General features: G+C 39.0%; 27 protein-coding genes and 1 other annotated feature. Of the genes, 2 read left to right on the top strand and 25 right to left on the bottom strand.

All coding sequences use genetic code 11. The annotated features are described in order from the left end of the window. Positions 1–2 precede the first annotated feature (2 nt). The 5 genes from IV80_RS00540 to rpsU form a co-directional block, all read right to left on the bottom strand. Positions 3–407 (bottom strand): diacylglycerol kinase family protein, encoded by a 405-nt coding sequence (locus IV80_RS00540; protein WP_057747964.1) that lies wholly within the window; start codon positions 405–407, stop codon positions 3–5. Further along, positions 385–861, bottom strand: coding sequence for an rRNA maturation RNase YbeY (gene ybeY / locus IV80_RS00535; RefSeq protein WP_057747961.1), 477 nt, complete (start codon positions 859–861; stop codon positions 385–387). The genes IV80_RS00540 and ybeY overlap by 23 nt, the downstream gene beginning before the upstream one ends. A gap of 19 nt (positions 862–880) precedes the next feature. After that, the gene (locus tag IV80_RS00530) at positions 881–1,792 is read right to left on the bottom strand and encodes a PhoH family protein (RefSeq protein WP_057748607.1); all 912 of its coding nucleotides are present in this window, start codon (positions 1,790–1,792) and stop codon (positions 881–883) included. Between the two features lie 87 nt (positions 1,793–1,879). Then, on the bottom strand, positions 1,880–2,323 hold the full coding sequence (locus IV80_RS00525; protein ID WP_057747958.1) for a GatB/YqeY domain-containing protein: 444 nt from the start codon (positions 2,321–2,323) through the stop codon (positions 1,880–1,882). Between the two features lie 64 nt (positions 2,324–2,387). Continuing rightward, positions 2,388–2,573 (bottom strand): 30S ribosomal protein S21, encoded by a 186-nt coding sequence (gene rpsU / locus IV80_RS00520; RefSeq protein ID WP_002830340.1) that lies wholly within the window; start codon positions 2,571–2,573, stop codon positions 2,388–2,390. Positions 2,574–2,776: 203 nt separating this feature from the next. On the opposite strand from rpsU, the gene IV80_RS00515 reads away from it, so the two are divergent. After that, positions 2,777–3,589, top strand: coding sequence for a pyruvate, water dikinase regulatory protein (locus IV80_RS00515; protein WP_057747955.1), 813 nt, complete (start codon positions 2,777–2,779; stop codon positions 3,587–3,589). Positions 3,590–3,643: 54 nt separating this feature from the next. Here the strand turns inward: IV80_RS00515 and IV80_RS00510 are convergent, their stop codons facing one another. From IV80_RS00510 to hisS, 7 genes are all read right to left on the bottom strand, one after another. Further along, positions 3,644–4,567 carry a deoxyribonuclease IV gene (locus IV80_RS00510; protein WP_057747952.1) on the bottom strand — a complete coding sequence of 308 codons (924 nt, stop codon included), beginning with the start codon at positions 4,565–4,567 and terminating at the stop codon, positions 3,644–3,646. A 4-nt stretch (positions 4,568–4,571) separates the two neighbouring features. Continuing rightward, positions 4,572–5,777, bottom strand: a complete 1,206-nt coding sequence (locus IV80_RS00505; RefSeq protein ID WP_057747949.1) for a CDP-glycerol glycerophosphotransferase family protein — start codon at positions 5,775–5,777, stop codon at positions 4,572–4,574. Then, complete coding sequence (locus tag IV80_RS00500; RefSeq protein ID WP_057747946.1) at positions 5,778–6,929, bottom strand: CDP-glycerol glycerophosphotransferase family protein; 1,152 nt, start codon at positions 6,927–6,929, stop codon at positions 5,778–5,780. A gap of 16 nt (positions 6,930–6,945) precedes the next feature. After that, complete coding sequence (locus tag IV80_RS00495) at positions 6,946–7,824, bottom strand: YitT family protein (RefSeq protein ID WP_057747943.1); 879 nt, start codon at positions 7,822–7,824, stop codon at positions 6,946–6,948. Positions 7,825–7,833: 9 nt separating this feature from the next. Next, a complete protein-coding gene (msrA, locus tag IV80_RS00490) occupies positions 7,834–8,364 on the bottom strand; it encodes a peptide-methionine (S)-S-oxide reductase MsrA (protein ID WP_057747941.1) in 531 nt (176 codons plus the stop codon). 143 nt (positions 8,365–8,507) lie between these two features. Next, positions 8,508–10,298, bottom strand: a complete 1,791-nt coding sequence (gene aspS, locus IV80_RS00485) for an aspartate--tRNA ligase (protein WP_057747938.1) — start codon at positions 10,296–10,298, stop codon at positions 8,508–8,510. 12 nt (positions 10,299–10,310) lie between these two features. Next, a complete protein-coding gene (gene hisS / locus IV80_RS00480) occupies positions 10,311–11,603 on the bottom strand; it encodes a histidine--tRNA ligase (RefSeq protein WP_057747935.1) in 1,293 nt (430 codons plus the stop codon). Between the two features lie 58 nt (positions 11,604–11,661). After that, positions 11,662–11,841: a binding site (T-box leader), on the bottom strand. A gap of 126 nt (positions 11,842–11,967) precedes the next feature. Between hisS and IV80_RS00475 the strand changes: the two genes are divergently transcribed. Further along, positions 11,968–12,834: an N-acetylmuramoyl-L-alanine amidase family protein gene (locus IV80_RS00475; protein ID WP_057747932.1), complete on the top strand. Its 867-nt coding sequence runs from the start codon at positions 11,968–11,970 to the stop codon at positions 12,832–12,834. A 7-nt stretch (positions 12,835–12,841) separates the two neighbouring features. Here IV80_RS00475 and IV80_RS00470 read toward each other — a convergent pair whose 3' ends face one another. The 13 genes from IV80_RS00470 to grpE all read right to left on the bottom strand — a co-directional run bounded on the left by IV80_RS00470 (position 12,842) and on the right by grpE (position 26,904). Continuing rightward, positions 12,842–13,459 carry an HAD-IA family hydrolase gene (locus tag IV80_RS00470; RefSeq protein WP_057747929.1) on the bottom strand — a complete coding sequence of 206 codons (618 nt, stop codon included), beginning with the start codon at positions 13,457–13,459 and terminating at the stop codon, positions 12,842–12,844. 14 nt (positions 13,460–13,473) lie between these two features. Next, positions 13,474–13,920 (bottom strand): D-aminoacyl-tRNA deacylase, encoded by a 447-nt coding sequence (gene dtd / locus IV80_RS00465; RefSeq protein ID WP_057747926.1) that lies wholly within the window; start codon positions 13,918–13,920, stop codon positions 13,474–13,476. Between the two features lie 87 nt (positions 13,921–14,007). Next, entirely contained in the window at positions 14,008–16,242 is a 2,235-nt protein-coding gene (locus tag IV80_RS00460) for a RelA/SpoT family protein (protein ID WP_057747923.1), read from the bottom strand. Between the two features lie 30 nt (positions 16,243–16,272). Then, positions 16,273–16,599 (bottom strand): hypothetical protein, encoded by a 327-nt coding sequence (locus tag IV80_RS00455; RefSeq protein WP_057747920.1) that lies wholly within the window; start codon positions 16,597–16,599, stop codon positions 16,273–16,275. A 42-nt stretch (positions 16,600–16,641) separates the two neighbouring features. Then, a complete protein-coding gene (locus IV80_RS00450) occupies positions 16,642–17,385 on the bottom strand; it encodes a 16S rRNA (uracil(1498)-N(3))-methyltransferase (RefSeq protein ID WP_057747919.1) in 744 nt (247 codons plus the stop codon). Between the two features lie 4 nt (positions 17,386–17,389). Further along, positions 17,390–18,340 carry a 50S ribosomal protein L11 methyltransferase gene (gene prmA, locus IV80_RS00445; RefSeq protein WP_057747916.1) on the bottom strand — a complete coding sequence of 317 codons (951 nt, stop codon included), beginning with the start codon at positions 18,338–18,340 and terminating at the stop codon, positions 17,390–17,392. A gap of 14 nt (positions 18,341–18,354) precedes the next feature. Further along, on the bottom strand, positions 18,355–18,993 hold the full coding sequence (locus IV80_RS00440; protein WP_057747913.1) for a DNA-3-methyladenine glycosylase: 639 nt from the start codon (positions 18,991–18,993) through the stop codon (positions 18,355–18,357). Between the two features lie 133 nt (positions 18,994–19,126). Next, a complete protein-coding gene (locus IV80_RS00435; RefSeq protein WP_057747910.1) occupies positions 19,127–20,440 on the bottom strand; it encodes a uracil-xanthine permease family protein in 1,314 nt (437 codons plus the stop codon). A gap of 254 nt (positions 20,441–20,694) precedes the next feature. Then, on the bottom strand, positions 20,695–21,000 hold the full coding sequence (locus IV80_RS00430) for a hypothetical protein (RefSeq protein WP_186806034.1): 306 nt from the start codon (positions 20,998–21,000) through the stop codon (positions 20,695–20,697). Positions 21,001–21,166: 166 nt separating this feature from the next. Continuing rightward, positions 21,167–23,005, bottom strand: a complete 1,839-nt coding sequence (lepA, locus tag IV80_RS00425; protein ID WP_057748604.1) for a translation elongation factor 4 — start codon at positions 23,003–23,005, stop codon at positions 21,167–21,169. A gap of 169 nt (positions 23,006–23,174) precedes the next feature. Further along, on the bottom strand, positions 23,175–24,311 hold the full coding sequence (gene dnaJ, locus IV80_RS00420; RefSeq protein ID WP_057747906.1) for a molecular chaperone DnaJ: 1,137 nt from the start codon (positions 24,309–24,311) through the stop codon (positions 23,175–23,177). Positions 24,312–24,418: 107 nt separating this feature from the next. Next, entirely contained in the window at positions 24,419–26,284 is a 1,866-nt protein-coding gene (gene dnaK, locus IV80_RS00415) for a molecular chaperone DnaK (RefSeq protein WP_057747903.1), read from the bottom strand. Positions 26,285–26,307: 23 nt separating this feature from the next. Further along, positions 26,308–26,904, bottom strand: coding sequence for a nucleotide exchange factor GrpE (gene grpE, locus IV80_RS00410; protein WP_057747900.1), 597 nt, complete (start codon positions 26,902–26,904; stop codon positions 26,308–26,310). Between the last annotated feature and the right edge of the window lie 9 nt (positions 26,905–26,913).

Here is a 26,913-nt window from a genome sequence, read left to right as displayed (position 1 = left end):
TTCTAATGAATTAAAAGTAGCCAGATTTTAGGTAAAAAGATCCATAATCCGATAATTCCAGCAAAACAAGCTGAAATCAGAACTGCACCAGCTGCCATATCTTTAATATGTTTACCTAGCTCACTATAAGTCTTTCCAGTAACCAAGTCTACTATATTTTCGGCAATCGTATTTAAAACTTCAGCCACAAAAACCCAACCAATGCAGGCCATAACCCAGTACCATTCAGAACTTGTGATTTGAAGTAGCCACCCGACGAAAATCACTAAAACGGCTATACTCGTGTGAATTCGCATGTTTCGTTCTTCTTTGAAAATGCGGTAGATGCCAAAACAAGCATGTGTAAACGATTGCTTAAATGAATGATTTTTTTGAATTTGTTTTTTATCTTTTAAGGCCATAAGCATTCAAAATTTCCTTCTGTAAGGGAAACATTACCTTTTGATCTTCTGGTTTCATGTGGTCATAACCATTTAGATGTAAGAAACCATGTACACAAAGAAAGCCTAATTCACGTTGATAAGAGTGACCAAGAAAATCAGCCTGCTCTTTAACTTTGTCTACAGAAATCATCAAATCACCAATATTTGGTGCTATTTCAGCTGCTAATTCATCATCCAAAATGATGGGATCATCATCTGGATCATCCTCGATGGCGAAACTAATGACATCCGTCGCTCTATCTACCTGGCGATAGGTTTTATTAATCTCATGAATTTCGTCATTATGCATCAAAGTAACTGACATTTCGGTATTGTTGGCTAACTTGAGATAATCTCCGGCAAAATTTAACACGTTTTGAACTAACTCAAGATTTTCTTTTGACTCTTCTTTGGTATGATCATAAATTTGAATATCCATACTTTAAAATTACTCCATTTTACTTTGATTTGTGTGTTTCATAAGCATTGATAATTTGAGCGACGACAGGATGGCGGACAACATCTTCAGAATTAAAAGCGACAAATCCAATGTGTCTGACATTTTGTAAGATTCGTTGTGCCTCCACCAGTCCGCTACGAACACCGTGTGGAAGGTCAATTTGGGTGACGTCCCCGTTCACAATCATCTTAGATCCAAATCCTAATCGGGTAAGAAACATTTTCATCTGAGCACTTGTGGTGTTTTGAGCTTCATCAAGAATGACAAAAGCATCATCCAGTGTTCGCCCACGCATATATGCTAATGGGGCAATTTCAATAACTCCGCGATCCATTAATCGCGTTGTATGTTCCGCACCAATAATTTGATAAAGTGCATCATAAACTGGGCGAAGGTAAGGATCTACCTTTTCTTTTAGGTCTCCAGGTAAGAACCCTAAACTCTCACCAGCTTCAACTGCTGGCCGTGTCAAAATGAGTTTATCGACTTCGCCACGTTTAAGTGCGGCAATTGCCATAACAACAGCTAAGTATGTTTTTCCAGTTCCAGCTGGTCCAATTCCAAAAGTTACATCATTTCTTTTGACAGAATCTACGTATTGTCTTTGTCCGTAGTTCTTAACACGAACAGCCTTACCTTTATTATCTTTAATTAATGTTTCTTTATACATATCCTGAAAATAATTCAGTGTTCCCTTATCCGCCATCTTCATAGCGCTAACCACATCAGCACTGTTTAACTGAATACCTTGTTTCACCAAAGATAATAAATTTTTAAAAACGTTAATGGTACGATTAACGGCTTGTTCCTGCCCCGAAACGTTGATTTTTTCTCCAAAAGGACGAATGCTCACATTCATGCCTTCTTCAAGAATATGCACAAATTTATCCTGATTACCCAGAAGTGACATTTCTTCGCTTGGATTTGATAATAGAAATTCTTTTTCTACTGCATTTTGTTCTACCAAGTAGCCTTGACTCCTTTTGCGTTTAGAATTTTAGCTGAGCTGACTTTTGACAGCTTGGTTAACCAATTTTCCGTCTGCCTTGCCCTTTACCTTAGGCATAACAGCTCCCATGACTTTACCGAAATCAGCAGTGTTAGTTGCACCAACTGTAGAAATCGTCTCAGCAACAATCTTTTCAATTTCTGCCTGTGATAACTGCTTTGGCATGTATTTTTCAACCACTTTTAATTCTTCTTGAGTATCAGCAGCCAGGTCTTCCCGATTTCCTTTTTTAAATTCGTCTAGAGACTCTTTTCGCTGCTTGTATTCGCGAGCAATCACTGCTTGTGCTTCTTCATCATTCAGTTCATGATTCACTTTGACCTTTTCATTCATTAATGCCGCCTTCAACATGCGAATAACACTTAATGTTTTTTTGTCTCGAGCTTTCATTGCGGTTTTCATGTCATCAGTAATGGTTTGTACTAAACTCATAGTTTATCCCCTTTTCAAAGTTTTTGATACAAAAAAAGCTCCTGATTTTCAGGAGCATTAAAAATTAGAAGCGTTTCTTGTTTTTGCGTTTTCTTGCAGCTTCTGATTTTAACTTGCGTTTAACACTTGGCTTTTCGTAGAATTCCCGTTTACGATATTCTTGTAAAGTACCTGATTTAGAAACTGTACGTTTAAAGCGGCGAAGAGCGTCATCAAGTGACTCGTTTTTACGAACGACTGTTTTTGACATTTTGAATCCCTCCCTCCGAGCTCTAAAGTAACGACAGAATTATTAAATTAAATCTGTTGTTCTTTATTATTATACATAACATAGATTTTTACGTCAATACAACAAACACGCTTTTATCAAAAATTACGCAGCTATTTATAAAACCGTTTTCATTCCTGTAACGGTATGGTAGACTAAAGTTAAAAAGATGAGGGTGATTAATTATGACAACAAAAATATTTATTCTTTCTGACTCTGTTGGTGAAACTGCGGAATCTGTAGCCAAAGCAGCGGCGGCTCAGTTTCCTAGTGAAACGTTTGAATTTGACCGTTATCCATTTACGCAAACAACATCTTTATTAGATGGAATTTTGAAGCGTGCACATCGACAACAAGCAATGGTTTTTTCAACATTCGTTAATCCCGAATTAAATAAATTTGCTAAGGAACGTTGTCAACAGGACCAATTGATCTATCTCGACGTACTCACACCGGCTATTGCAATGTTCAAAGAACGAACTGGGTTGCAAGCAGCCAATAAACCGGGGACTGTTCATAATTTGAATGAAGGCTATTTCGATAAAATTTCGGCTATGGAATTTGCGGTCACATACGACGATGGTAAAGATCCAAATGGTTTCCTCAAAGCCGATATTGTCTTGCTCGGCGTTTCCCGGACCTCTAAGACGCCGCTTTCTCTATATCTTGCTAACAAAGGATACAAAGTCGCCAATTTACCACTAGTCCCTAAGGCAACAATTCCCGATGAAATTTGGAAAGTGGATCCTAAAAAAATTTTTGGATTAACCACGACACCAGAAGTCTTAAATGATATTCGGCGTCAACGTATGATTTCGTATGGATTGAACCCAGAGTCTTCATATTCAAATACAGAGGGCATCAAGCTAGAACTTGAATATGCGGATAAAATTTTTAAACGAATTGGTTGTTTAGTTATCAATACTTCAAATAAATCAATCGAAGAGACCGCCACTTTAATCATGGAAAGTCTTGAATCTGATATTAGCAACGCCTAACACGCACATACCAAAAAGGTGAAGTAAGACATTTCAGCGTCTTACTTCACCTTTTTATTTCAGAAAATAGTCAAAAGCTTTTTGACTTAAAATATCGGCTGTCAAATTTGGATTGAATTGTTGTGCATTTAACATCGCAATTTCATAGCCATATGGCGCATATTTCTTCTTTGCGTTTTCGGGATCTGGAACCCATGGTGTTTCCATAATTTTGGGCACAGCAGTCAGTTTTGAATGGTGAGCAATATAATTTAAAGCCTCAAAACCAATCGTGCCCAAACCAATATCTGCATGTCGATCCTTATGGCTTCCCTGAGGATTTTTGGCATCATTTAAATGAATAACCTTTAAGTAATCAAGTCCAATGACATGATCAAATTCATTTAAAACACCATCAAAATCATCACGGATGTGATAACCGGCATCACTGGTATGACAAGTATCAAAACAAACAGAAATTTTATCCTGTAGTTCAACTCGCTTTATAATCTCATTGATCTCTTCAAAAGTCTTCCCAACTTCAGTCCCCTTTCCAGCCATGGTTTCAATCGCGATTTGAACATGTTGATCTTCCGTAAGAATTTGATTTAAACCCTTAGCAATCTGTTCAATAGCTACTTTTGAGCCTGCGCCCACATGAGCACCGGGATGCAACACAATCTCGCTTGCCCCCAAAGCATCGGCTCGTTGGACTTCTTCTTTTAAAAAGCGAACACCAAATTGAAAACTATCTGGCTTAATTGTGTTGCCCAAATTTACAATGTATGGCGCGTGAATGACTAAGCTGTCCAAATGATTTGCTTTCATTAATCGCTGCCCATCGGAAATCTTTAATGCTTCGATTGGTTTTCGACGTGTATTTTGAGGAGCCCCAGTATAGATCATAAAAGTTGTGGCATGATAATTTAGAGCTGTTTCGACTGATCCTAAAAACATTTTAGGAGCCTTCATGCTGACATGAGCGCCTAATAGCATAATTAATCTACCTCCCTATTCCAGTTGCTTTAATAACTTGTGCTGCCGCAGTACCGTTTTCCCAGTCGGTAAATTTTTTCTCGAAACGTCTAGTCTGTTGATCAAATTTTGGAAATGCACGATATTGCTTGAATTGTTCTAATTGCTGATAAAAATCATGTGTATTCGTGGCAATGGGTCCAGGACATTCTTTCAAATAATCGAAGTAAAAGCCCCGTAATTCATGAGCATAGTGTGCCAAATCGTATGGGAAGAAAAGCATTGGTTTTTGCAAGTTAGCAAAATCAAACATAACCGAAGAATAATCGGTAATTAAAAGATCACTAATTAAATACAGCTGGTTAATATCTGTGTCTGCCATAATTTTGACACGCTTTTCGTAGCCACGAATGTCAATATTATCTTTGACTAAATAATGTGGGCGAATAATTAAAATCGTGTTGGAAGCAACGTGCTGAAAAAACTCTTGAAGCTCAAACGGCAATTTGAATCGATAACGTCCCTTATATATATAATTATCGTCCCGCCAGGTAGGTGCATACAAAATGACTTGAGCAGTCTTCTGACCGAGTAATCGATATTTTAGGTTGGCCACCGTTTGAGGGCTATTTTCAGTATATAAAATGTCATTACGAGGATATCCAGAACGAATAAATTGACCTTTGAAGCCAAAGGCACGTTTGAAAATTTTTTCGGAATAAGCATTTGGAGCGATCAAGTAATCCCAACGGGTTGCCTCTTTTTTGAAATCAAGATGATACTTATGGGTTGTGACTCCAGGAATTTCAACGTTATCAATATCTAGCCCAAGTTTTTTTAAGGGCGTGCCATGCCAAGTTTGAACATAATAGGTCTGTTTATTTTTACGCCACCATAACGGCATCCGTGAATTAAATACCCAGTATTGTGCCCGAGCAACTATCCAGATCCATTTAAAAGACCAGCGTTTGACAAGCTGGATGTCAGGAAATTCATTCTTTACCTTTAGAAAATTACTGCCCTTGATTCCAAAAAAACAAGTTTTTTGATATTCCGGATAAGTAGCAGTTAATTGACGATAAATAGCTGCAGGATTATCACTCACATCACGACCATTAAAGCTTTCAAAGATAATCAAATGACGTTTGACTGGTAAGTGCACAAAAATTTCATTAATCAAAATTAAAAAATACCGCGCGCAAAGCTTACCGATTTGTGCAATTTTATGACGCATTTAATTGCCACTCCGTTTCATTAAAAAATCTAAAGTCCGTTTGGTTGCATGTCCATCATTAAACGTATTCCACCGTTCATTCAATTGTGACATGACCATTTGTTGCGGTGCTGGCTGTGCCAAGAATTCTGACAACTCAGGCACATCTTTTATAAGAAGCTTGTCAAAGTCCTCAGAAAAGTCACGTTGAAGTCCCACTGTCTTTTCGAACTGAGACTGATCAAACGCAAATAACCCAACTTGATGCGCATTATCAAGCAGTGTGTAGTCAAATAAAATTGAAGAATAATCTGTAATCAAAGTGTCCGCAACCGTCAACAATTCATCAGTTGTAATATCTGAACGGATACTTGTTACAAATGGTACTTTTTGTTCCCAAGCCTTTTCTAATTGTTGAAGATGGGGATGTAACCTTAAAATAAAAACGGCATTTTGGGGAAGTTTCAGTTTTTCGAACCCCGGTGCGAACGCAAAACTAATCCCCTTTCGATATGTAGGCGTATATAAGATTAATTGTTTGCCGCGCAAAGCAGGATAGTACCGGTAAAATTTTTCTCTTGCTTGTGCAATCCAATCTTTATTTTTGAACTTGTCTGAACGAGGATAGCCTAAAAGGCGCGTCTGATGACCATCTAGTCGATAATTAATCTGAAAAGCATCTGCCATTTTTCGAGAGCCAACAATAATGTCATCGAAACTATCGTACACTCGCTGAAATCTCAATTGTGCCGCTTTTCCACGACGTTCTGTACTAGGATCACTAAATCCAAAAGCTTTGATTGCCCCATTTGCATGCCATAACTGTGTAATTCGCATCTGTTTCGTTTTAATAATAGCACCTAAAACTGGAAAATAATTGTCCACTACGATCAGCTTACTACGCATGAGAATTGGAATAACCTTCAAGAAGAGAGCGAGACCATTATTAAAAGGAATTAACTTAATTGCAGGATGGTTTTTTAAATTATCTAAATCTGCTTGCCCAGAAGCCTCATAAAAAACATACAGTGGCAAAGGCGAAATTCGATCGGCTAATTTCAAAATAAAATCCTGATTGTTGCTAAAACTCATGAGATAAGCAACTTGCGATTTCTTTTGTCCTGCATACATTAGTGAACAGATTCGTACCAGAAACATATAAATTGTTTTCATCACGTTTGTGCCTTCTTTAAAGTGAGGGTTCATAAAAATGCCCTAAAATTTTGACGCTTCCGGAAATGCTGACAAATGCTTTTGGATCTGATTCGTGCATGGCCATTTCCAATTCACTCATTTCATATCGGGAAATAATTGTGAAAAGAATCGTCTTTTGATGATGATTGTAAGCACCCTCTGCGCCATGCACAATGGTAATACCGCGGCGAATATGATTTTGCACACTATCGATCACACTCTTAGGGCGGTCTGTTACAATCATCACTTGCATCTTTTGTTGTCGCGTGTAAGTCATGTCCATAATTTTAGCATTCACAATTAGCCCAATTGCTGAATAAAAAGCAAATGGCCAACCATAAACATACCCCGCCGCACAAACAATAAATGCGTTGAATACAATATTAATGGTACCAATACTTTTCCCCGTACGTTTTCGCAACACCATACCCAAGATATCTAATCCACCAGTTGAAAGCCCATTTTTTAACGCAAGACCTGTACCGTAGCCATTCACAGCCCCACCGAAAATAGCACATATAATCGGATCTGTGGTTAAGGTAATCGGGTGGAGAACTTTAATCATCACACTGGCTAAACCAACGGATAGGATTGTGAAAAGCGTAAAGCGATGCCCAATTTGCGCCCAAGCTAGAAAGAATAAAGGCACATTTAAAACAAAAAGCATCAAAGCCGTTGATAATCCAAACGGCAGATAATGTGAACTTAACGTAGAAATCAGTTGCGCAAAACCAGTAATCCCAGAAGCATAGATTTTTCCAGGGGTCCAAAAAAAGTTCATGGCAATTGAAACCAAAATAGCATAAATAAAGGCAGTACCAGCCAGAGCTGTATACTGGTGCCTTTTGGCAATTCTTTTAAACTGTTTGTCCATAAGAAGCCATTAATTCTCCTTTTCCCAATGTGATTGAATAAAGTTTTCGCGACCACCAGCCTCTTGCAGCTTATATTTTTCGGGATTTTTACGGTAGAAATCCTGATGTTCTTTTTCGGCTGGGTAGAATGGGGCCACATCTTCAATTTTAGTCACAATGGGTTGATCAAATTCGCCACTTGCAGCTAATTTAGCACGTGATTTTTCAGCTATTTGACGCTGTTGTGCACCGTTCACGAAAATTACTGGCCGATAATTATCACCACGATCTTGAAATTGGCCCATCGCATCAGTTGGATCTGTTTGATGCCAGTATATTTCCACCAATTTTTCATAAGACATCACATCAGGATCAAAGGTAATTTTAACGGCCTCTGTATGACCCGTTTTGTGCGCTTTAACTTCATCATAGGTTGGATTAACCGTGTGCCCTCCGGTATATCCAGAAATAACTTGTTTAATTCCTGGTAAAGAATCGAACGGCTGTACCATGCACCAAAAACATCCGCCTGCGAAAATAGCGGTTTCTTCTCTACTCATTTTAAAACATCTCCATATTTCATGATTTACGTATTCAGCTTATATAGTATCATAACCACACTTAACTTATCCGCTTTTTACCTTAATCAGCTTCAAAAAGCAAAGACTGAGAAAAAGTAAATTTTCCCAGTCTCTTATGCTTTTTATTGATTATCCTCATTTTCATTAACGGAGAATAAGTGTAATTCTTGTAATTGTTTCTCGGCTACGGGACGTGGGGCGGAAGTCATAGGTTCAATCGCTTTCGAGTTCTTCGGGAAAGCAATAACGTCTCGAATATTGTCTCGTTTAGCTAGCAGACGAGCAAAGCGATCTAATCCAATAGCCAGACCACCATGAGGCGGAAAGCCAGTGTCTAATGCATCCAGTAAATAACCAAAACTCTTTTCTGCACGTTCCTTGGTAAAGCCTAATGCCTTTAGCATTCTGCCTTGTAATTGGCGATCATGAATACGAATTGAACCACCGCCTAGTTCAAGACCATTTAAAATAATATCATAACTTTGTGCGTGAGCCTTGTGGGGATCTTCATCGTCATTCATCAAATAATGGACGTCTTCCTCATTAGGCATTGTAAATGGATGGTGAGCTGGCACCCAGCGACCGTCGCCTTCATCATATTCAAACAATGGCCAGTCGACAACCCATAAATAAGCAAATTTGTCTTCTGGAATCATGTTCTGTTCCTTAGCGATTGTGACACGAAGATAAGCTAATGTATCCGCTACTACTTTACTACGGTCAGCAACAAATAGGAGTAGATCGCCACTTTGAGCTTCGGTAGCCTGCAAAATCTGTTGCCGTATCTCATCGTCTTTAAAGAATTTGGCAATTGGCCCAGAGAAACCGTCATCTGTGACCTTTAGCCAAGCTAAGCCTTTAGCCCCAAAACGCTTGATGTATTCAGTGTATCCATCAATTGCCTTACGAGAATACAGACCAGCTCCTCCAGGAACAGCAATGGCTTTAACCTGACCACCATTAGCAACTGCGCCAGAAAAGACTTTGAATTCAGAGTCCTTCATAATGTCAGAAAGGTCCTTTAATTCCATGCCAAAACGAACATCCGGCTGATCAGTTCCAAAACGTGCCATAGATTCGTTCCACGTGATTCGATCAAACGGTAATTTAACCTCAATATCCAACGTGTCTTTCATCACTTTGGCGATAAGCCCTTCTGTTAAATCTTGAATCTCTTCTGCATCCAAAAAACTAGTTTCCATATCAATCTGCGTAAATTCAGGTTGACGGTCACCGCGAAGATCCTCGTCACGGAAGCATCGCGCAATTTGGTAATAGCGGTCAAATCCAGCACCCATTAATAATTGTTTAAATAATTGCGGTGACTGTGGTAAAGCATAAAAATGACCAGGATATAAACGTGAAGGAACTAAATAATCGCGTGCACCTTCAGGCGTTGATTTTGTGAGATCTGGCGTTTCGATGTCAATGAAACCCTTTGAATCAAAATAGCTGTGAACCGCTTGCGTAATACGGTTACGAATCATTAGACCACGTTGCATTTCAGGACGCCTTAAATCAAGGTAACGATACTTAAGACGCAATTCATCAGAAACATTGATATTATCCTGTATATAAAAAGGTGGTGTTTTGGCTTTATTCAAAATTTTTGCTTCATGAACTTCAACTTCAACTTCGCCTGTCTTCATTTTGGGATTAATTTCTTTTTCGGAACGAGGAACCACTTTCCCCTTAATTTCAATGACATATTCACTGCGTAACTCATCCGCAACATTTAATGCGGTTTGAGAAAATTCCTTACTAAAAACTAGTTGAACGATCCCTTCTCGATCACGTAAATCGATAAAAATTAAATTACCCAAATCACGACGTTTTTGAACCCATCCTTTTAAGACAATGTCCTGGTCTAAATAATCTTTATTAACTAATCCTGCATATGTTGTGCGCTTCATTCTCTTATCTCCCTACCGTTTTAAAAATTCCCCAAATAATGCGGGAAAATTTTGATAAACATCTTCCAGCTTGACCTGTTGTTCTTCACCAGTTGCCATGACTTTTAAATTAACAACCTGTTTTTCTAATTCATCATTTCCAATGGTGATCACAATTTTGGCATTCAAGCGATTCGCCGTTTTAAATTGCGCTTTTGGTTTGCGATTCAAATAATCTTGATCAGCACTAAAGCCAGCTTGGCGAACAGTCTCCACCAATTTCAAAGTTTCTGCTTTGGTTTGATCACCAATTCCAACCACGTAAACATCTAATGCGTTTTGCACCGGCAAAGCAACTTTCTGTGCTTGCATTAGAAGCAATAAGCGCTCTACACCTAATCCAAAACCGATTCCGGGTGTCTGTGGACCGCCCAATTCTTCAACTAAACCATTATACCGACCACCTGCACAAACAGTAACATCACCCTCACCAAGACTTTTATCGTTGGCCATAATTTCGAAGATGGTGTGGTTATAATAATCTAATCCACGGACCATTGAAGCATCCACCTCATAATGAACGTCTAAATCTGACAAAAGAGTTTTGACGGTTTCAAAATGAGTTTTTGATTCTGGAGTCAAATAATCCAAGATAGAAGGCGCGTCAGCAACCAACTTTTGATCATTTTTATCTTTACTGTCCAGCACCCGTAGTGGATTGCGGTGCAATCTTTCCTTAGAATCTTCACTCAGTTCTTCAAAGTGAGGTTCTAAATAATCAATTAGCGCCTTACGATAAGCAGATCTTGTTTCTTGATCCCCTAATGTATTAATCACCAACTTCAAATGTTTGATGCCTAAGCGATTCAGGAGGTGCATCCCCATGGCAATGACTTCAACATCTAAATTGGGACTCTCACTGCCAAAGGCTTCCACTCCGATTTGATGAAATTCACGCAAACGACCTGATTGAGGACGTTCATAACGAAACATTGGCCCCATGTAGTAAAGCTTGACAGGCTTAATTTGCTCCGGACCATAGAGCTTATTTTCTACAAAAGCGCGCACGACGCCCGCCGTTCCTTCTGGACGCAAAGTAATATGCCGGCCGCCCTTATCTTCAAAGTCATACATTTCCTTCGTTACAATGTCAGACGTATCGCCTGCACTACGAGAGAACACCTCAAAATTTTCAAACATGGGTGTCCGAATTTCTTCAAATCGATATTTTGCAAATGTTTTTTTGGCAATATCCTCAATGTAACTCCACGCAACCGCTTCTTCTGGTAAGATATCGGCTGTTCCTTTTGGACGTTGATACTTCATAAAAAAACCTCCATTAATTTTAAATTTTCCGAAAAATAATAAAAAGCGCCCTTGTTTTTACAAGGGCGCTAGGCGCGGTACCACCTTAATTGATTACTTATCTAGATAACGTTTTACAACGGAACCTGATCCCAGGTCCACCTCGAAAGTGTCTTTTGGCAGACCCTCTACCCAATCGCAGCATTCTTGGGTTCTCTGAAAAAGGTAACTGCCTACTATTCTTTGTCTTTGGCTTTAATATGAAACTACCATTAAAATTACTAAACTCTGGCCTTTCTGTCAAGAGCTCTTCGATAAATATCCCTATTTTAACTCTATCTGGTATATAATAATGAAAAGAAGCTTAAAAAACGGAGTATTGCCTATGACCAATAAAATCTTGCATACAATCAGAAATAATCGTTATCAATTGCTGATTGTTTTTTTCTTTTTAATAATAACTGTCCTGTTAACTAGGATGCTCTTTATGGACAAAACCGTCCGTGTAGGCTTAGACCAAGTTGCTGTACGTACAGGTCCCGCATTATCTTACAAAAAGGTAGGGTCACTAAGCGAAGACACCCGCGTTACCGTATTAAAAAACAAAAATGGCTGGATCCGAGTTCGGTACCATGACCATCATTTTGGTTGGATCCCCCAATGGCTTACGAACCGGACTTTTCCAGCGCAAAAAGCTACCAATTTATCAGAAGCCACGATTGTACTTGACCCGGGGCACGGTGGTAACGATTCTGGTGCTTTAGGGATTAACCAAAAGCACGAAGAAAAAACATACACCTTAAAAACTGCTCAAGCCGTTAAAAAGGCTCTTGAAAACAGAGGAGCACGGGTTTTCATGACTCGATCATCTGACGTGTACGTCGGCTTAGCACCAAGGCCAGCGTTAGCAAATAAACATAAGGCAGATGCTTTTATCAGCTTCCATTATGATTCGGCACCAACAAATAATTCCGGGTCTGGCGATACGACCTATTATTACCATAAAGATACTTCTCTGCGCTTAGCACAAATTATTAATGCCCGGCTAAAAGAAAAAATTGCTTTAGATAATCGTGGCGTTCAATTTGGCGACTTTGAAGTGATTCGCGACAACTACAGACCCGCGCTTCTCATCGAAGGTGGCTACATTAATACCAACAAGGACTTTCGTCAAATCAGTAGCCATCATTACCGTAAGCAAGTATCTCAGGCCATTGCCACTGGTTTAAATCAATTTTTCTCGAACAATTAAACAATCACTAAATTTCGGATAATAATTCTGATAATTGCTGAATTTGTCGCTCCGGCGCACTTTCTACTAAAACGCAATTATCTGGATCAAAAAGAATACCTTTAATACCAGCGTTGTGGGCTGCCAAAATGTCGAGATTTCGATCTCCAATCATGATGGCAGCTTTTTTGTTTACCTGAAACTTTTGGATTAAATAGACTAATGAAGCCGGATCCGGCTTTCTTGGAAAATGATCATTTTCAGTCACAAAACCACTAAATAGAGATGTGAATTTATAGTCATCTAGCAATTGCTTTGCTTGGTCGTTGCGGTGAGTTAACAAAAAATTGCGTCCACTGGCCTGTACATTTCTTTGACAAACCTTTAAAGCATTGTCAAAGGGTTTCGCCTGATTTAAGTATTGATCTTCAACGCGGCGATAACTAGTTCGAAATATCGAACTTGACGTTTGCTTAGGACGGTACTTGTCAATCGCTTTTCCTAATGAATATTGTCGCATGGTTTGATAAATTTCAATGCTGTTGAAATTTGTAACACCAAAATGAGTCAAAGTTTTTTGAAAGCTTTTTACCATAACAGGATACGTATCAAACAAGGTCCCATCAAAATCCCAAAATAAATCCAATTTGGTCTCCCCCTTTAAAGTTGATCCGTATCCAAAATAATGGTTACAGGACCATCATTTTGTAAGTCAACCTGCATATTTGCTCCAAATTCACCCGTTGCTAACGGAATTTCAGTCTGCTTTAATTTTTCATTAAACCGAGCAAAACATCGTTTGGCATGATCAGGGTCACCTGCTGCCGTAAAACTGGGACGGTTCCCATGTCTTGTACTTGCATAAAGCGTAAATTGCGAAACTGATAAGATACTTCCTCCAACCTGTTGAATATCGAGATTCATTTTTTGATTTTCATCTTCAAATATGCGAAGATGGCAAATTTTGTGAACAACGTAATCCAATTGCGTTTCTGTGTCGGAATCTTCGAAACCAACTAATAGTAAATATCCTTGATTAATTTTTCCGATGATCCGATTTTCAACGCTGACTTGCGCGTGCTTCACACGTTGCAAAACTACTTTCATGTCTTCTGTCTCTCCTTATGTAATAGAAAAGACATCAAACCGAACCAATTAGATAATTTGATTCGACCTGAATGCCTTATTGTAAACTTAATGTGTAGGGCGTTTAACTACATAAACATCCTTAACCGTTTTCAAGCTATCGATAATATGATTCAAATGTTCCAGGTTTCGAACGCCAACTGTCAAACTAATTGTAACCATCCGATTGTGGTCTACTTTCCCGTTCACTGAATTTAAATACCGTGTTGTATTATTAACTTTTTTCAGAATATCATTTAACATGCCATTTCGATTATAGCCTTGAACCTCTAAATCGGCTGAATAATTGTTGCGTGAGTCACTAGGAGCTTCCCACTCAACGCCAATCAAACGTTCATCCTGAGATTCCGCATGAGCTACATTTGGACAATCCGTACGATGTACAGACACGCCACGCCCTTTTGTGATGTAGCCCACAATAGGGTCGCCTGGAACAGGATTGCAACAATGACTTAAACGTACCAGTAAGTTATCAGCGCCTTCAATGATAATACCACTGGAAGAACTCTTTTTCTTACGTTCCTTTTCACTTTCATTATCATTGGAAATGGTTTGATGTTCTTCGAGTAATTCTCGTTCTTCTTGTCGCTTTCGATCTTCTTCTCGTTTCGCACGAACATCGTCAGTTAACCGATTAGCCACACCAACAGGAGGTAAATCTCCAAATCCAATTGCGGCATACATGTCATCAACAGAACTGTAATGAAGTTTATTTGCCACCTTTTCAAGTTTGTGATTGTCCAAAATTTCAACAGGATCAAAGCCAGTTTGCTTTAATTGATGTTCAATTATCTCATGACCTTTTTCAATGTTTTCAGAACGATCTTGTTGTCGGAAAAATTGCTTAATTTTGTTGCGCGCACGACGCGTTGAAACCAAATTGATCCAGTCTCGGCTAGGGCCCGCTGAACTTGAAGAGGTCAGAATGTCCACAATATCTCCATTTTTGATTTTATAATCTAACGGTACAATCTTGCCATTTACTTTCGCACCGGTAGTCTTGTTGCCAATCTCAGTATGAATGGTGTAGGCCATATCAAGAGGCCCAGCACCCTTTGGCAACTCAAAGACATCACCCTTGGGAGTGAAAGCATACACCCGATCGCCAAACAAATCTCCTTTGACGGAATCCATAAAATCAGCCGCATCTTTACTCTCATCCTGCAGTTCAACAATTTCTTTAAACCAATTTAGTTTTTTACCTGTGTCAGAAGTTTTAACTTTGTCAGTTTTTCCTTCTTTGTAAGCCCAATGAGCTGCAACACCATATTCAGCGACACGATGCATTTCTTCGGTTCTGATTTGCACTTCTAGTGGTTTCCCTTCAGGGCCTACCACTGTAGTATGCAATGATTGATACATATTTGCCTTTGGCATTGCAATGTAGTCCTTAAAACGACCCGGCATAGGTCTCCAGCGCGTGTGGATGGCTCCCAAGACGGCATAACAATCTTTAATTGAAGGCGTGATTACTCGAATGGCTAATAAATCGTAAATTTGACTAAACTGCTTATGTTGATCCACCATTTTTCGATAAATAGAATAGATGTGCTTGGGGCGACCATAAATATCAATTTCATGCAAATTTAGCGCATCAAGTGCTTTCTTGATATCTTTGATTGCAAGTGAAATATACTCTTCACGTTGATCACGACGAGAATTCATTAAATGCGCAATTCGGTAATACTGTTGCGGATTTAAATAACGTAAAGAAATATCCTCTAATTCCCATTTAATGGTACTAATTCCTAGTCGATCTGCCAATGGTGCATAGATTTCAAGTGTTTCGTTTGCAATTCGGCGCTGCTTATCAGGTCGTAAATGTTCAAGTGTACGCATATTATGCAACCGATCTGCTAATTTAACAATAATCACTCGAATATCTTTAGACATAGCTAAGAGCAACTTACGATGATTCTCGGCAAGCTGTTCTTGGTTTGATTTGTAACGAATTTTGCTAATTTTTGAAACACCGTCAACAATAACGGCAACATCGTGTCCGAATAGTTCTTCAATATCTCCCAAAGTAATTAATGTGTCTTCAACAGTATCGTGCAGAAATCCCGCACAAATTGTTGCTGGATCCATTCTCAGATCTGCCAGAATACCGGCAACTTGAATGGGATGCATGATGTATGGTTCACCCGATTGCCGATATTGGTCTTGGTGTACATAGGTGGCAAAATCACATGCTTTTTGCACAATTGCCACATGGTCTTTATTCATATATTTTCGACACATATTTAAGACATCTTGTGCAGAAAGTACTGGTTCTTGCGACATAACTAAGCCCCCTTGTTTAAAGTTAGTTGATTAACTTGTTAATCCATAAGCAATATAACTGGTACTCAAATAGATAATCGTAAAGTAGTAAGCATAATTGGGTAAAAAGAAATGAACCCCAAGTAAAAAGAATAGTGGAAATAGCCATAATAAGACCCAATGCACGCGATTAGCCTTAATTAACGACCCCAAAATTATGGCCGCTAATGTGTTAATAATCATGAGAAACCATAGGTCGATAAAAACGTGCGAGGCACTTGTAATATGTAAAACAAACGGTAAGACAAAGCCAAAAACAATCCCTGCTAGCCAATACCGCCATTTTATTTGGACAAAAAATTTTAAGGTTTTATTCAAAGTTATCCCTCCCTACATATTCTTAAAGTGTATTACTTGATTTTACCGCATTTCTTTGTAAACCGAAATAGCAGTTAGTAAATATAACGGCGCCGTCTCTGCACGCAAAATTCTTGGTCCTAATCCCACACTTGTAAAACCCGCATCCTGTAGCTGTGTAACCTCATTTGGCGCCAATCCACCTTCAGGACCAAACAAACTTAAAACGGTACTATTGGACTGCATTTGCTCAATTTGGTGATGCAGCTGAGTGTGTTCACCATTTTTCGCGGATTCTTCGTAGGCAACGATTTTGAATGCAGCAGGAAGTTGCTTTAACTCCTGCAAGCTGTTGACATAGGTCACCGTGGGAACATAATTCCTGTGAGACTGTTCAGCCGCTGATTTAGCCACTTTCTGTAAGCGCTCGATTTTTCGATTAATTTTTTTAGCCGGCCATTTAGCGACCGAAAAAGCAGTTGGTAAGAAGACGAAATGACAGGCACCTAGTTCCGTGCTCTTTTGTACGATATACTCACTCTTGTCTCCCTTAGAGATACCACACGCAATTGTCACTTCAACTGGAAGTTCGGCAGAGTTTTTAAGCTCAGTAATGGGCAAAATCTCTGCCTGTTGGTCTGCAGTCGCTAAAATTTTGCCAATAAATACTTTGTGATTTTTAGCAACAAATTCTGCCTCATCACCCACTTTAGAGCGCATCACAATAATTAAATGATGAAAATTATTGCCGCTCACTAAAAAAGAAACATTTTTTTGAATGGGATAGTCCGTAAAATAACGTTGCATTGGCCTACTCCTTTTCTAATGGTCTTTTTGCTACAATAGCACGCCAATCTTTCATTTGCAAAATTTCGATGATCTCAAAATTGTCTTTTTTTAGTCCTTGGCAGATGTTTGGTAATTTTTCTTTAATAATTCCTGAAGTGATAAAAACGCCACCTGGTTTTAAACATGCTTTTGCTTGTGGGATTAAAGGCTCAATAATTTCTGCAAGAATATTAGCCACAATCATGTCTGCTCGTACCTGAATACCAGATAAAAGATCATTAGCCTGAACCGTCACGTTTTTCACATCCGGATTGAGCTGTAAATTATCTAACGCGGATTGCACTGCAACTTCGTCCAAATCGTAAGCCAAAATTTTGTTTGCTCCCATTTTACTTGCCGCAATACTTAAAACGCCTGATCCTGTGCCGACATCAATAAGGGTTTCACCTCCACGCAAAAACATTTCTAAGGCTTGTAGACAAAGCTGTGTGGTTGGGTGTGTCCCTGTTCCAAAAGCCATTCCTGGATCCAACTTCAGGATTTTTTCTTCAGGAAATGACTTTTGGTAATTTTCCCATTCTGGAACAACCGTCAAATTGCGCGTAATTCGGACCGGGTGATAGTATTTTTTCCAAGCCGTTTGCCATTGCGTTTCAACTAATGGCTTTTGTAAGACTTTACCAGGAGAGGCATCTAAACCATAACGACTTAACTGTTTAACTTGCTGGGTTACCTGGCTAATTACGTCATCAATTGGCATCGACTCTGGATAATAGCCAGTCACTAATGCGCCTGTTTCAATGTGTGGAATTTCAGCTAAATCAAGAATTTCACCAAATTGACCCGCACGCAATTTCTTATAGTCAGCGGCATCTTCAATTTTGACACCTTTTGATCCAGCTTCTTGAAGAATATTACTGACGGCTGAAACTGCTTCGTTTGATGTTTGTACAATGACTTCTGTCCATTTCATATTCAAATTCCTTTCTATTGCCAACCATAATTGATTAAGTCTACTTCACGTTTTCGCATTCTTGAAACATAAGGATTTCCCTTAACAAAGTAGCGTAAAGGTTCATCCGTCCAAATTCCTTTATTAGGAACCCCAATTCGACTGCTCGCTTCGATTTTACGTGGCATTTTAAACTGGGTAAGATCTAGGCTCAGTGGTCCCTCATTTAAATGGGTTCCCTTAAGTCTCTTTGGAATACCGAATGCCTGCATTAATTTACCAGGACCATTGGTTAATTCAAAAGATGATTTGTCGGGCCGATTTTGTTGGAACTTTATCAACCCAGCATCCGGTTGAACCGCCCGGATAAGTACCCCTTGCGGATCATTTTTTGCCTGAGTAATAAGGTTTAAAAGAAGTTGTGTCCGCATTTGGTAAATATAAATTGTCCCCGCTTCATGGTATAAGGGCTCGTTTTTGGGTGTTCTATGATTTTTATAAGCATGCGCTGCTTGGTCTTTTGGGCCAATATAGGCTTCATCCTCAACTATATAAGCTGTCAGAATACCAGTCGCGGACTGAAAACGCAAGCATTTACCCAAAAGTCGCTGTGCAATTTGTGCCGTGGAGCCATTGGTTAAAAAAGTATGTACCTGATCAAAACTAGTTTGCATGTTCAATTCATCCCATCAGTTTCAAAACTTTGCATTAAGTATATTTTACAGCTTTACAATCTTAGAAAGCAAAAAAAGAATTTGATCCTTGTTGAGAATCAAATTCTGATGATGACATCTTATAAAGTACCTTCTAATGTTTTTGCTCAAATTCTTTTTCACTAACAGCTTTTTCTGGCAACACGAGGTTTAAGAAAATGCCTAACACCGTTGCTACAGCTAAGCCAGAAAACTTGTATTGAGAAATTTGTAGATAGGCGTTGCCAATGCCAATAACCAAAATTGATGAAGCAACCATAAGATTCTTTTTACGATTAAAGTCAACCTTTTCATCAATTAACACGCGTAAACCATTAGCTGCAATAGTACCAAATAACAAGAAGCTAATCCCCCCAATTACGGGGGAAGGAATACTTTGAATTAAAGCACTGAGTTTACCAATAAAACTAAAGATAATTGCGAATACACCGGCACCAGCAAGTACATACACACTATGCACTTTTGTAATTGCAAGCACGCCAATATTTTCGCCATAGCTCGTTACGGGTGGCCCACCAACAAATCCAGCAATAACCGAAGCCATACCATCTCCAGCCAGTGTGTGATTCAGGCCTGGATCTTCGAAAAAGTTACGTTTAGTGAGTTTGTTTAGCACCATAATGTGACCAGTATGCTCTGTCATCGTGACAAAAGCAATAGGTGCCAGACTCAGAACCGCACCCCAGTAAAAATGCAAATGATAAGTTAAAAATGGAATTTGAAATTTTGGAAGCGAGAACCAAGCAGCAGCCATAACGCCACTGAAATCGACAATACCAACGACTACAGCTAATAAATAACCCACGATAATACCTAATAAGATTGGAATTAAGCTGATGAATCCTTTTAGAAACATATTAAATCCAATTGTCACTAACAAAGTGACCAGTGCCACCATAAAGTACCGCCAATCATAAGTCGTGGTTCCGGAGGCTAATGTTCGCATTGTGGCATCAGTTGCCGCAGTTCCTGCTAAAGATAGGCCAATTACCATTACAATGGGGCCAACCACAATCGGAGGCAACAATTTATTGATCCAGTCCGAGCCGATAAAACTCACTAATAGGGCTACCAATAGATAGACAAGACCAACAGCAACCGTCCCTTGCGCTATTCCAGGATAGCCGGTCGTCTTCATCAACGCCACCATCGGTACAATAAAAGAAAAGCTAGAACCCATATAAGCAGGAATTTTTCCCCTAGTGATTAAAATATAGATCAGTGTGCCAACTCCCGAACTGAAAAGGGCAATCCCAGGATTTAAACCTACTAAAATTGGTACTAAAACTGTTGATCCAAACATTGCAAACATATGCTGAACAGATAACCCTATCCAATGCCCTAAAGTTGGCCGGTCATGAATATCTAACACCACGTCATCGTTGTGAAAATTGTTTGTCTCTGCCATTTTAACCCTCCTAAATAATTAAAACCCCAATGAGCTGTTTCAACTCAAAGGGGTAGAATAATAGTTTAGGATTCACTTATTCTGGACCAACCTTTGAAGTCTCACAGGACAGCGTTAAAGGTTTCATTACAATTAAGATACACTTTAACTTCGACCAGGTCAACCTATTTAATCCCTTATCTCTAGTTTGGTCAACTTTTCAGCGTATAAAAATAACAATTAGTATTTTGGACTAATTGTTATTTTTGACACTATTAGTGTTTGCCATTACTTTCAGACACCTTTTTTTGCTGCGCAAAATGTTGTTTCAAATACTTGATCAACTCAGATTCTCGTTTAAATATACGTGGATGTTGTTGCTTATGCAAACGCAAATCTATCTCATTAATCTTAATGCGTCCCGTCCATGTATGGGAATATTTAATGATTAAACGATTATTAAGTTCGTCTTTGCCAAATTTAAAGACATAAACATTTTCAGGTGCCATAAGTGGTCGAATGTAATGTTTTTCATATCTATATTTATTGGAGTTCATAAATTGCTTTGTTCGTTTTAAAATAATACCACCTCCAAAAAAATTAATTAAAGCATTCGATTTGTTCTAGATATCCATTATATTAATCTATTCCTTGCGAAATGTAAACCAATATCAGCAACTTAAACATTAATTATCATTTATAAACTAAATAAGTACAATCCAATCCATAATAGTGTAATGAACTAGCTTATTTCTCATTTTGTTCGGTATCAGTCTTCAAAACAGCCATGAATGCTTCTTGAGGAATTTCAACAGTTCCGACGGCTTTCATTCTCTTTTTGCCTCGTTTTTGTTTATCTAAAAGCTTAGCACGTCGATCGGGATCTCCAGTATGAATTTTAGAAGTGACATCTTTCCGATAAGCTTTGATATTGGTTCGTGAAATGATTTTGACGCCAATTGCAGCTTGAATTGGAATTTCAAAATTTTGTCGTGGAATAATTTTTTTCAAACGACTTGTAATTTCAATTGCACGTTGTTGCGCAAAATCACGATGAGCAATAAAACTAAGTGCATCCACTTTTTTACTATTTAAAAGAATATCAATTTTAACCAAGTCACTTGGACGATAATCAGCTAATTCATAATCCAAAGATGCATACCCATGTGTCCCAGATTTTAATTTATCAAAAAAGTCAAAAATGATTTCTGACAGAGGGATATAGTAGATCACGTTGACCCGGAATTTGTCTAGGTAGTCCATAGTATCAAATATGCCGCGCCGATGCTGGCAAAGTTCCATGACGGGACCCACATAATCATTAGGAACCATTATTGAGGCTTTGACAAATGGTTCATTGATAGCTTTGATTGTGGCAGCGTCAGGCATCTCTGAAGGATTCTCAACTACTTTCGTCGTGCCATCAGTCAATTCAGCACGATAAGTCACAGATGGCGCAGTGGTAATAAGATCTAGGTTAAACTCACGCTCTAATCGCTCTTGTACAACATCCATATGCAACAAACCTAAAAAACCACAACGAAAGCCGAAGCCTAATGCTTGTGAAGATTCTGGTTCAAATTCTAAGGCTGCATCATTCAATTGAAGCTTTTCAAGGGCTTCACGCAAATCATTAAACTTGGCATTATCAGTTGGGTATAAACCCGCGTACACCATCGGATTCATCTCGCGATAGCCGCGAAGGGCTTCTTTTGCGGGATGAACGGCATCCGTCACCGTATCACCCACCCGCGTATCCTTGATATCTTTGATACTAGCTGTCAGGTAGCCCACATCACCAGCCATCAAATAATCTCTTTTAATTGGTTTAGGTGAGTTGACACCAACTTCATTGACTTCATACTCCGTACCACCATTCATGAGGCGAATGCGGTCTCCAGCCTTAACCATACCTTCAACAACCCGAACACTTAGCACAACACCACGATAATCATCGTACTTGGAATCAAAAATTAAAGCTTTTAATGGTGCTTCTAAATCACCTGTGGGTTCTGGCACCTTCGCCACAATTTGCTCCAACAATTCAGATATTCCAATCCCCTTTTTGGCACTGGCTAATACGGCATCTGAAGCATCTAATCCAATCACATCTTCGATTTCCTCACGTACACGCTCTGGATCAGCGGACGGTAAGTCGATTTTATTGATAACGGGGACAATTTCCAAATCATCATCTAAAGCCAAATAAACGTTGGCCAGTGTTTGTGCCTCAACCCCTTGTGCAGCATCAACTACTAATACGGCTCCTTCACAAGCAGCAAGACTACGGGAAACTTCATACGAAAAATCTACATGTCCTGGCGTATCAATTAAATGGAAAATATAAGTTTCACCATTTTTAGCTTTATAATGTAATTCAACTGCATTTAATTTAATGGTGATGCCACGTTCACGTTCCAAATCCATTGAATCTAACAGTTGGTCTTGCATATCACGTTTTGCTACCGTATCGGTTAATTCCAAAATTCGGTCCGCCAACGTGGACTTGCCATGATCAATATGCGCAACAATGGAAAAATTACGAATATGACGTTGCCGATCCTTTAAATCTTTATATTCAGGCATTTTCATCCTACTTTCATGTATCTTCATTCATCCTATTATAGCAACGTTTCAGGCCAATCTCAATTAATTCATTTGACGAACCATACAAAAAACACGAATTTGACACTATTGTCAAGTAGCTCCCCTTCATGGGCTCTTCTTGCAAGGTGTTCTCATTCGTGTTTGAAAATTATTTAAATTTGTCAAAAAAACCCGTTTTACCTGAACCTGAAACCTTTTCACCACTTGCCTTGGCGAATTCACGCATTGCCTCACGTTGGCCCGCGTTCATATTTTTAGGTGTTTCAATAATTACTGTTACTTGTTGATCACCATTGCCATTGCCTCGCAAACGTGGGGCTCCTTTGCCTCGTAAGCGGAACGTTGTGCCAGTCTGTGTACCAGCTGGAATTTTCATCTTAACGTCACCGTGAACAGTTTTTACTTTAATTTCATCGCCCAATGCGGCTTGTACAAAACTAATTTTTTTATCCAAAAATATTTCTGCACCATCGCGCTTGAAGATTTTACTTGGTGCTACACGGAAAATTATAAATAAGTCTCCGTAGCCACCACCATTTCTACCTGCTTCTCCTTGCCCTTGTAAGCGCATCTGTTGACCATCTTCAACGCCTGCAGGAACCGTCACTTTAACTTCATGGCGTTCATTGACATGTCCAGATCCCTGACAAGTTGTACATTTCTCTTTAATTTCTTTCCCAGTACCATGACAAACATCACAGACCTGTTGAGAAACCATTCTACCTAGTGGTGTATTTTGGGTTACCTGGATATATCCTGCACCATGACATTTTGAACACGTCACAGGAGAAGTTCCTGGTTTAGCCCCGGAACCCCCACAAGTCTGACATAATCCTTCACGATTATACTTAATAGTTGTTTTTTTACCAAAAACACCTTCCTCAAAAGTAAGGTCCATCTGATACTGTAAATCCTCACCTTGCTGAGGCTGATTAGGTTGTGTACTGCGCGCACGTCCGCCACCAAAGAATTGACTAAAAATATCATCGAATCCGCCGTTACCGCCAAAACCACCAAAGTCAGCAGAACTAAAACCACCGTTACCACCACCAAATCCTGCGTTAGCATCAGCAGAACCGAATTGATCATAACGCGATCTTTTTTGTTCGTCACTTAAAACTTCATAAGCTTCGTTAACATCCTTAAACTTTTGTTCTGCGCCTGGTGCCTTATTTAAGTCTGGGTGGTATTTTTTTGATAACTTGCGATACGCTTTTTTTATTTCATCGGCAGATGCATCTTTGGATACGCCGAGGATTTTATAGTAATCTTTATTCTCCGCCATCATGAACCTCCATTTTTATCGATAAACTTAGAATATCATAGTCCAAATGTAATAAAAAGCCAAAGTCCATTTGACTTTGACTTTTTATTAACTATTAAGTAATTAAATTACTTATTATCTTTGTCTTTGTCAGGATCTACTTCTTCAAAGTCGCCATCAACTGTTCCTTTGTCATCTTTCTTATCAGATGTCGAGGAGTCTTTTGAATTGCCACCTTTAGCTTGTTCCTGCTGTTGTGCTTGTTGATACAATTTAACGGAAAGATCTTGAACAATCTTATTCAGATCGTCTTTCTTGGTCTTCATATCTTCAATGTTATTATCTTTTTGAGCCTTCTTCAAAGCTTCCTCAGCATCTTTGGCTTTTTGAATTTCTTCTTTAGAAACCTTGCCATCAAGTTCTTTTAGAGTCTTATCAGTTGTAAAGATTAGTTGTTCAACTTCATTCTTCAAATCAACTTCTTCTTTACGCTTCTCGTCAGCAGCTTCGTTTTCTTTGGCTTCTTTCATCATACGATCAATTTCTTCATCAGAAAGACCCGAAGAACTCTTAATCGTAATTTTTTGATTTTTGCCGGTTCCCTTATCGGTTGCAGAAACATTGACAATCCCATTTTTATCAATATCGAATTTAACTTCGATTTGAGGCACACCACGTGGTGCCGGTGGAATGTCCGTCAATTGGAACCTTCCAAGGGTCTTATCATCAGCAGCCATTGGACGTTCTCCTTGTAGGACATGAATATCTACAGCTGGCTGATTATCAGCAGCGGTTGAGAATACTTGTGACTTGCTAGTTGGGATTGTAGTGTTGCGATCAATCAGTTTCGTGAAGACGCCACCCATGGTTTCAATACCTAATGAAAGCGGTGTGACATCAAGCAAAACAACGTCTTTAACATCACCGGTTAGCACACCACCTTGAACAGCGGCACCAAGGGCAACTGCTTCATCCGGGTTAATGGAGTGGTTAGGTTCTTTACCAGTCCAGTTTTTAACAGCTTCTTGAACAGCAGGGATACGAGTAGAACCACCATTTAGGATAACCTCATCAAGGTCACCAGTTGAGAGTCCTGCATCACGTAATGCGTTGTCCACCGGTGTCTTTGTACGAGCAACAAGATCAGACGTCATTTGATCAAATTGTGCACGTGTTAAGGTTTTTTCAAGATGAAGTGGGCCATTAGCGCCTGCAGAAATAAATGGCAAACTGATTTGAGCTTCACTAACACCCGAAAGATCCTTTTTAGCTTTTTCAGCAGCATCCTTCAAACGTTGTAATGCCATCTTATCTTTAGAAAGGTCCACGCCGTTTTCTTTCTTAAATTCATCGACTAACCAATCGATAATCTTTTGGTCAAAGTCATCACCACCGAGGTGAGTATCCCCATTTGTGGAAAGAACTTGGAAAACACCATCGCCCAATTCAAGAATGGAGACATCAAAAGTTCCGCCACCAAGGTCATAAACGAGAATTTTTTCGTCTTTATCCTTTTTGTCAAGCCCGTAAGCCAAAGCCGATGCGGTTGGTTCATTAATAATACGTTTAACATCTAAACCAGCAATTTTTCCAGCATCTTTAGTGGCCTGACGTTGTGAATCATCAAAGTAAGCAGGTACAGTAATAACAGCTTTATCGACTGTATCACCAAGATAATCTTCTGCATAATGTTTTAAGTATTCCAAAATCATGGCAGAAATTTCCTGTGGTGTATAAGATTTACCACCAGCAGTAACTTTGTAATCTTTTTCGCCAATATGACGTTTAATTGAAACAATGGTATCTGGATTTGTGATTGCCTGACGTTTAGCCACTTCACCTACTTGTGTTTCGCCATTCTTGAATGAAACAACAGAAGGAGTTGTTCGACTACCTTCAGGATTCGTAATAATCTTTGGTTTATCGCCTTCAAGGACAGCAACCGCGGAGTTTGTGGTTCCTAAATCAATTCCAATAATTTTATTGCTTGCCATTTTAAATATCCCTCTTTTTTAATTTATTGTGTGACAACAACCATTGCTGGTCGTAAGACACGATCTTTTAACATATAGCCCTTTTGCAAAACACGGACGACTTGATCAGCCTTTTGTCCTTTTTCAGCTGGAACTGTTTGCACTGCTTGTTGAATATGCGGGTCAAAAGGTTTTCCAACAGATTCGATTTCAGTTACATGATTATCTTTAAGTGCTTTAGTCATGAGATCGTAAACCATTTGGATTCCCTTTTTTAGTTGCTTGCCATTTTCGTCAGTAACTTCAATAGACAATGCTCGCTCCAAGTTATCTATAACCGGCAGAATATCTTTTGCCAAATTTTGTCCGTCATACTTCACTAGGTTAGCTTGTTCTTTTTCGTTACGTTTTTGAATATTGGCAATTTCTGCTTTAGATCGGATGTACTGATCTGTGATGGCATCAACCTTATCATTCAACTCACCAATTTGCGTCTTCAAAGTTTCTACTTCTTTAGCAGTCTTTTTCGACTTTTTATCTTTTTTTTCAACTTTACCCGTCGACGTTGCCTGTTGCTTAGTATCCTTTGTCTTTGAATTGGCTGAATCGTTTTGCGCTTCATTTTTCTTTTCTTCAGACACCTTGCTCAC

The sequence above is a fragment of the Pediococcus cellicola genome (assembly GCF_001438655.1).
GTDB lineage: Bacteria > Bacillota > Bacilli > Lactobacillales > Lactobacillaceae > Pediococcus > Pediococcus cellicola.
The sequence above is the reverse complement of the archived record's forward strand: the minus strand, read 5'-3'. Positions and strand labels throughout refer to the sequence as shown.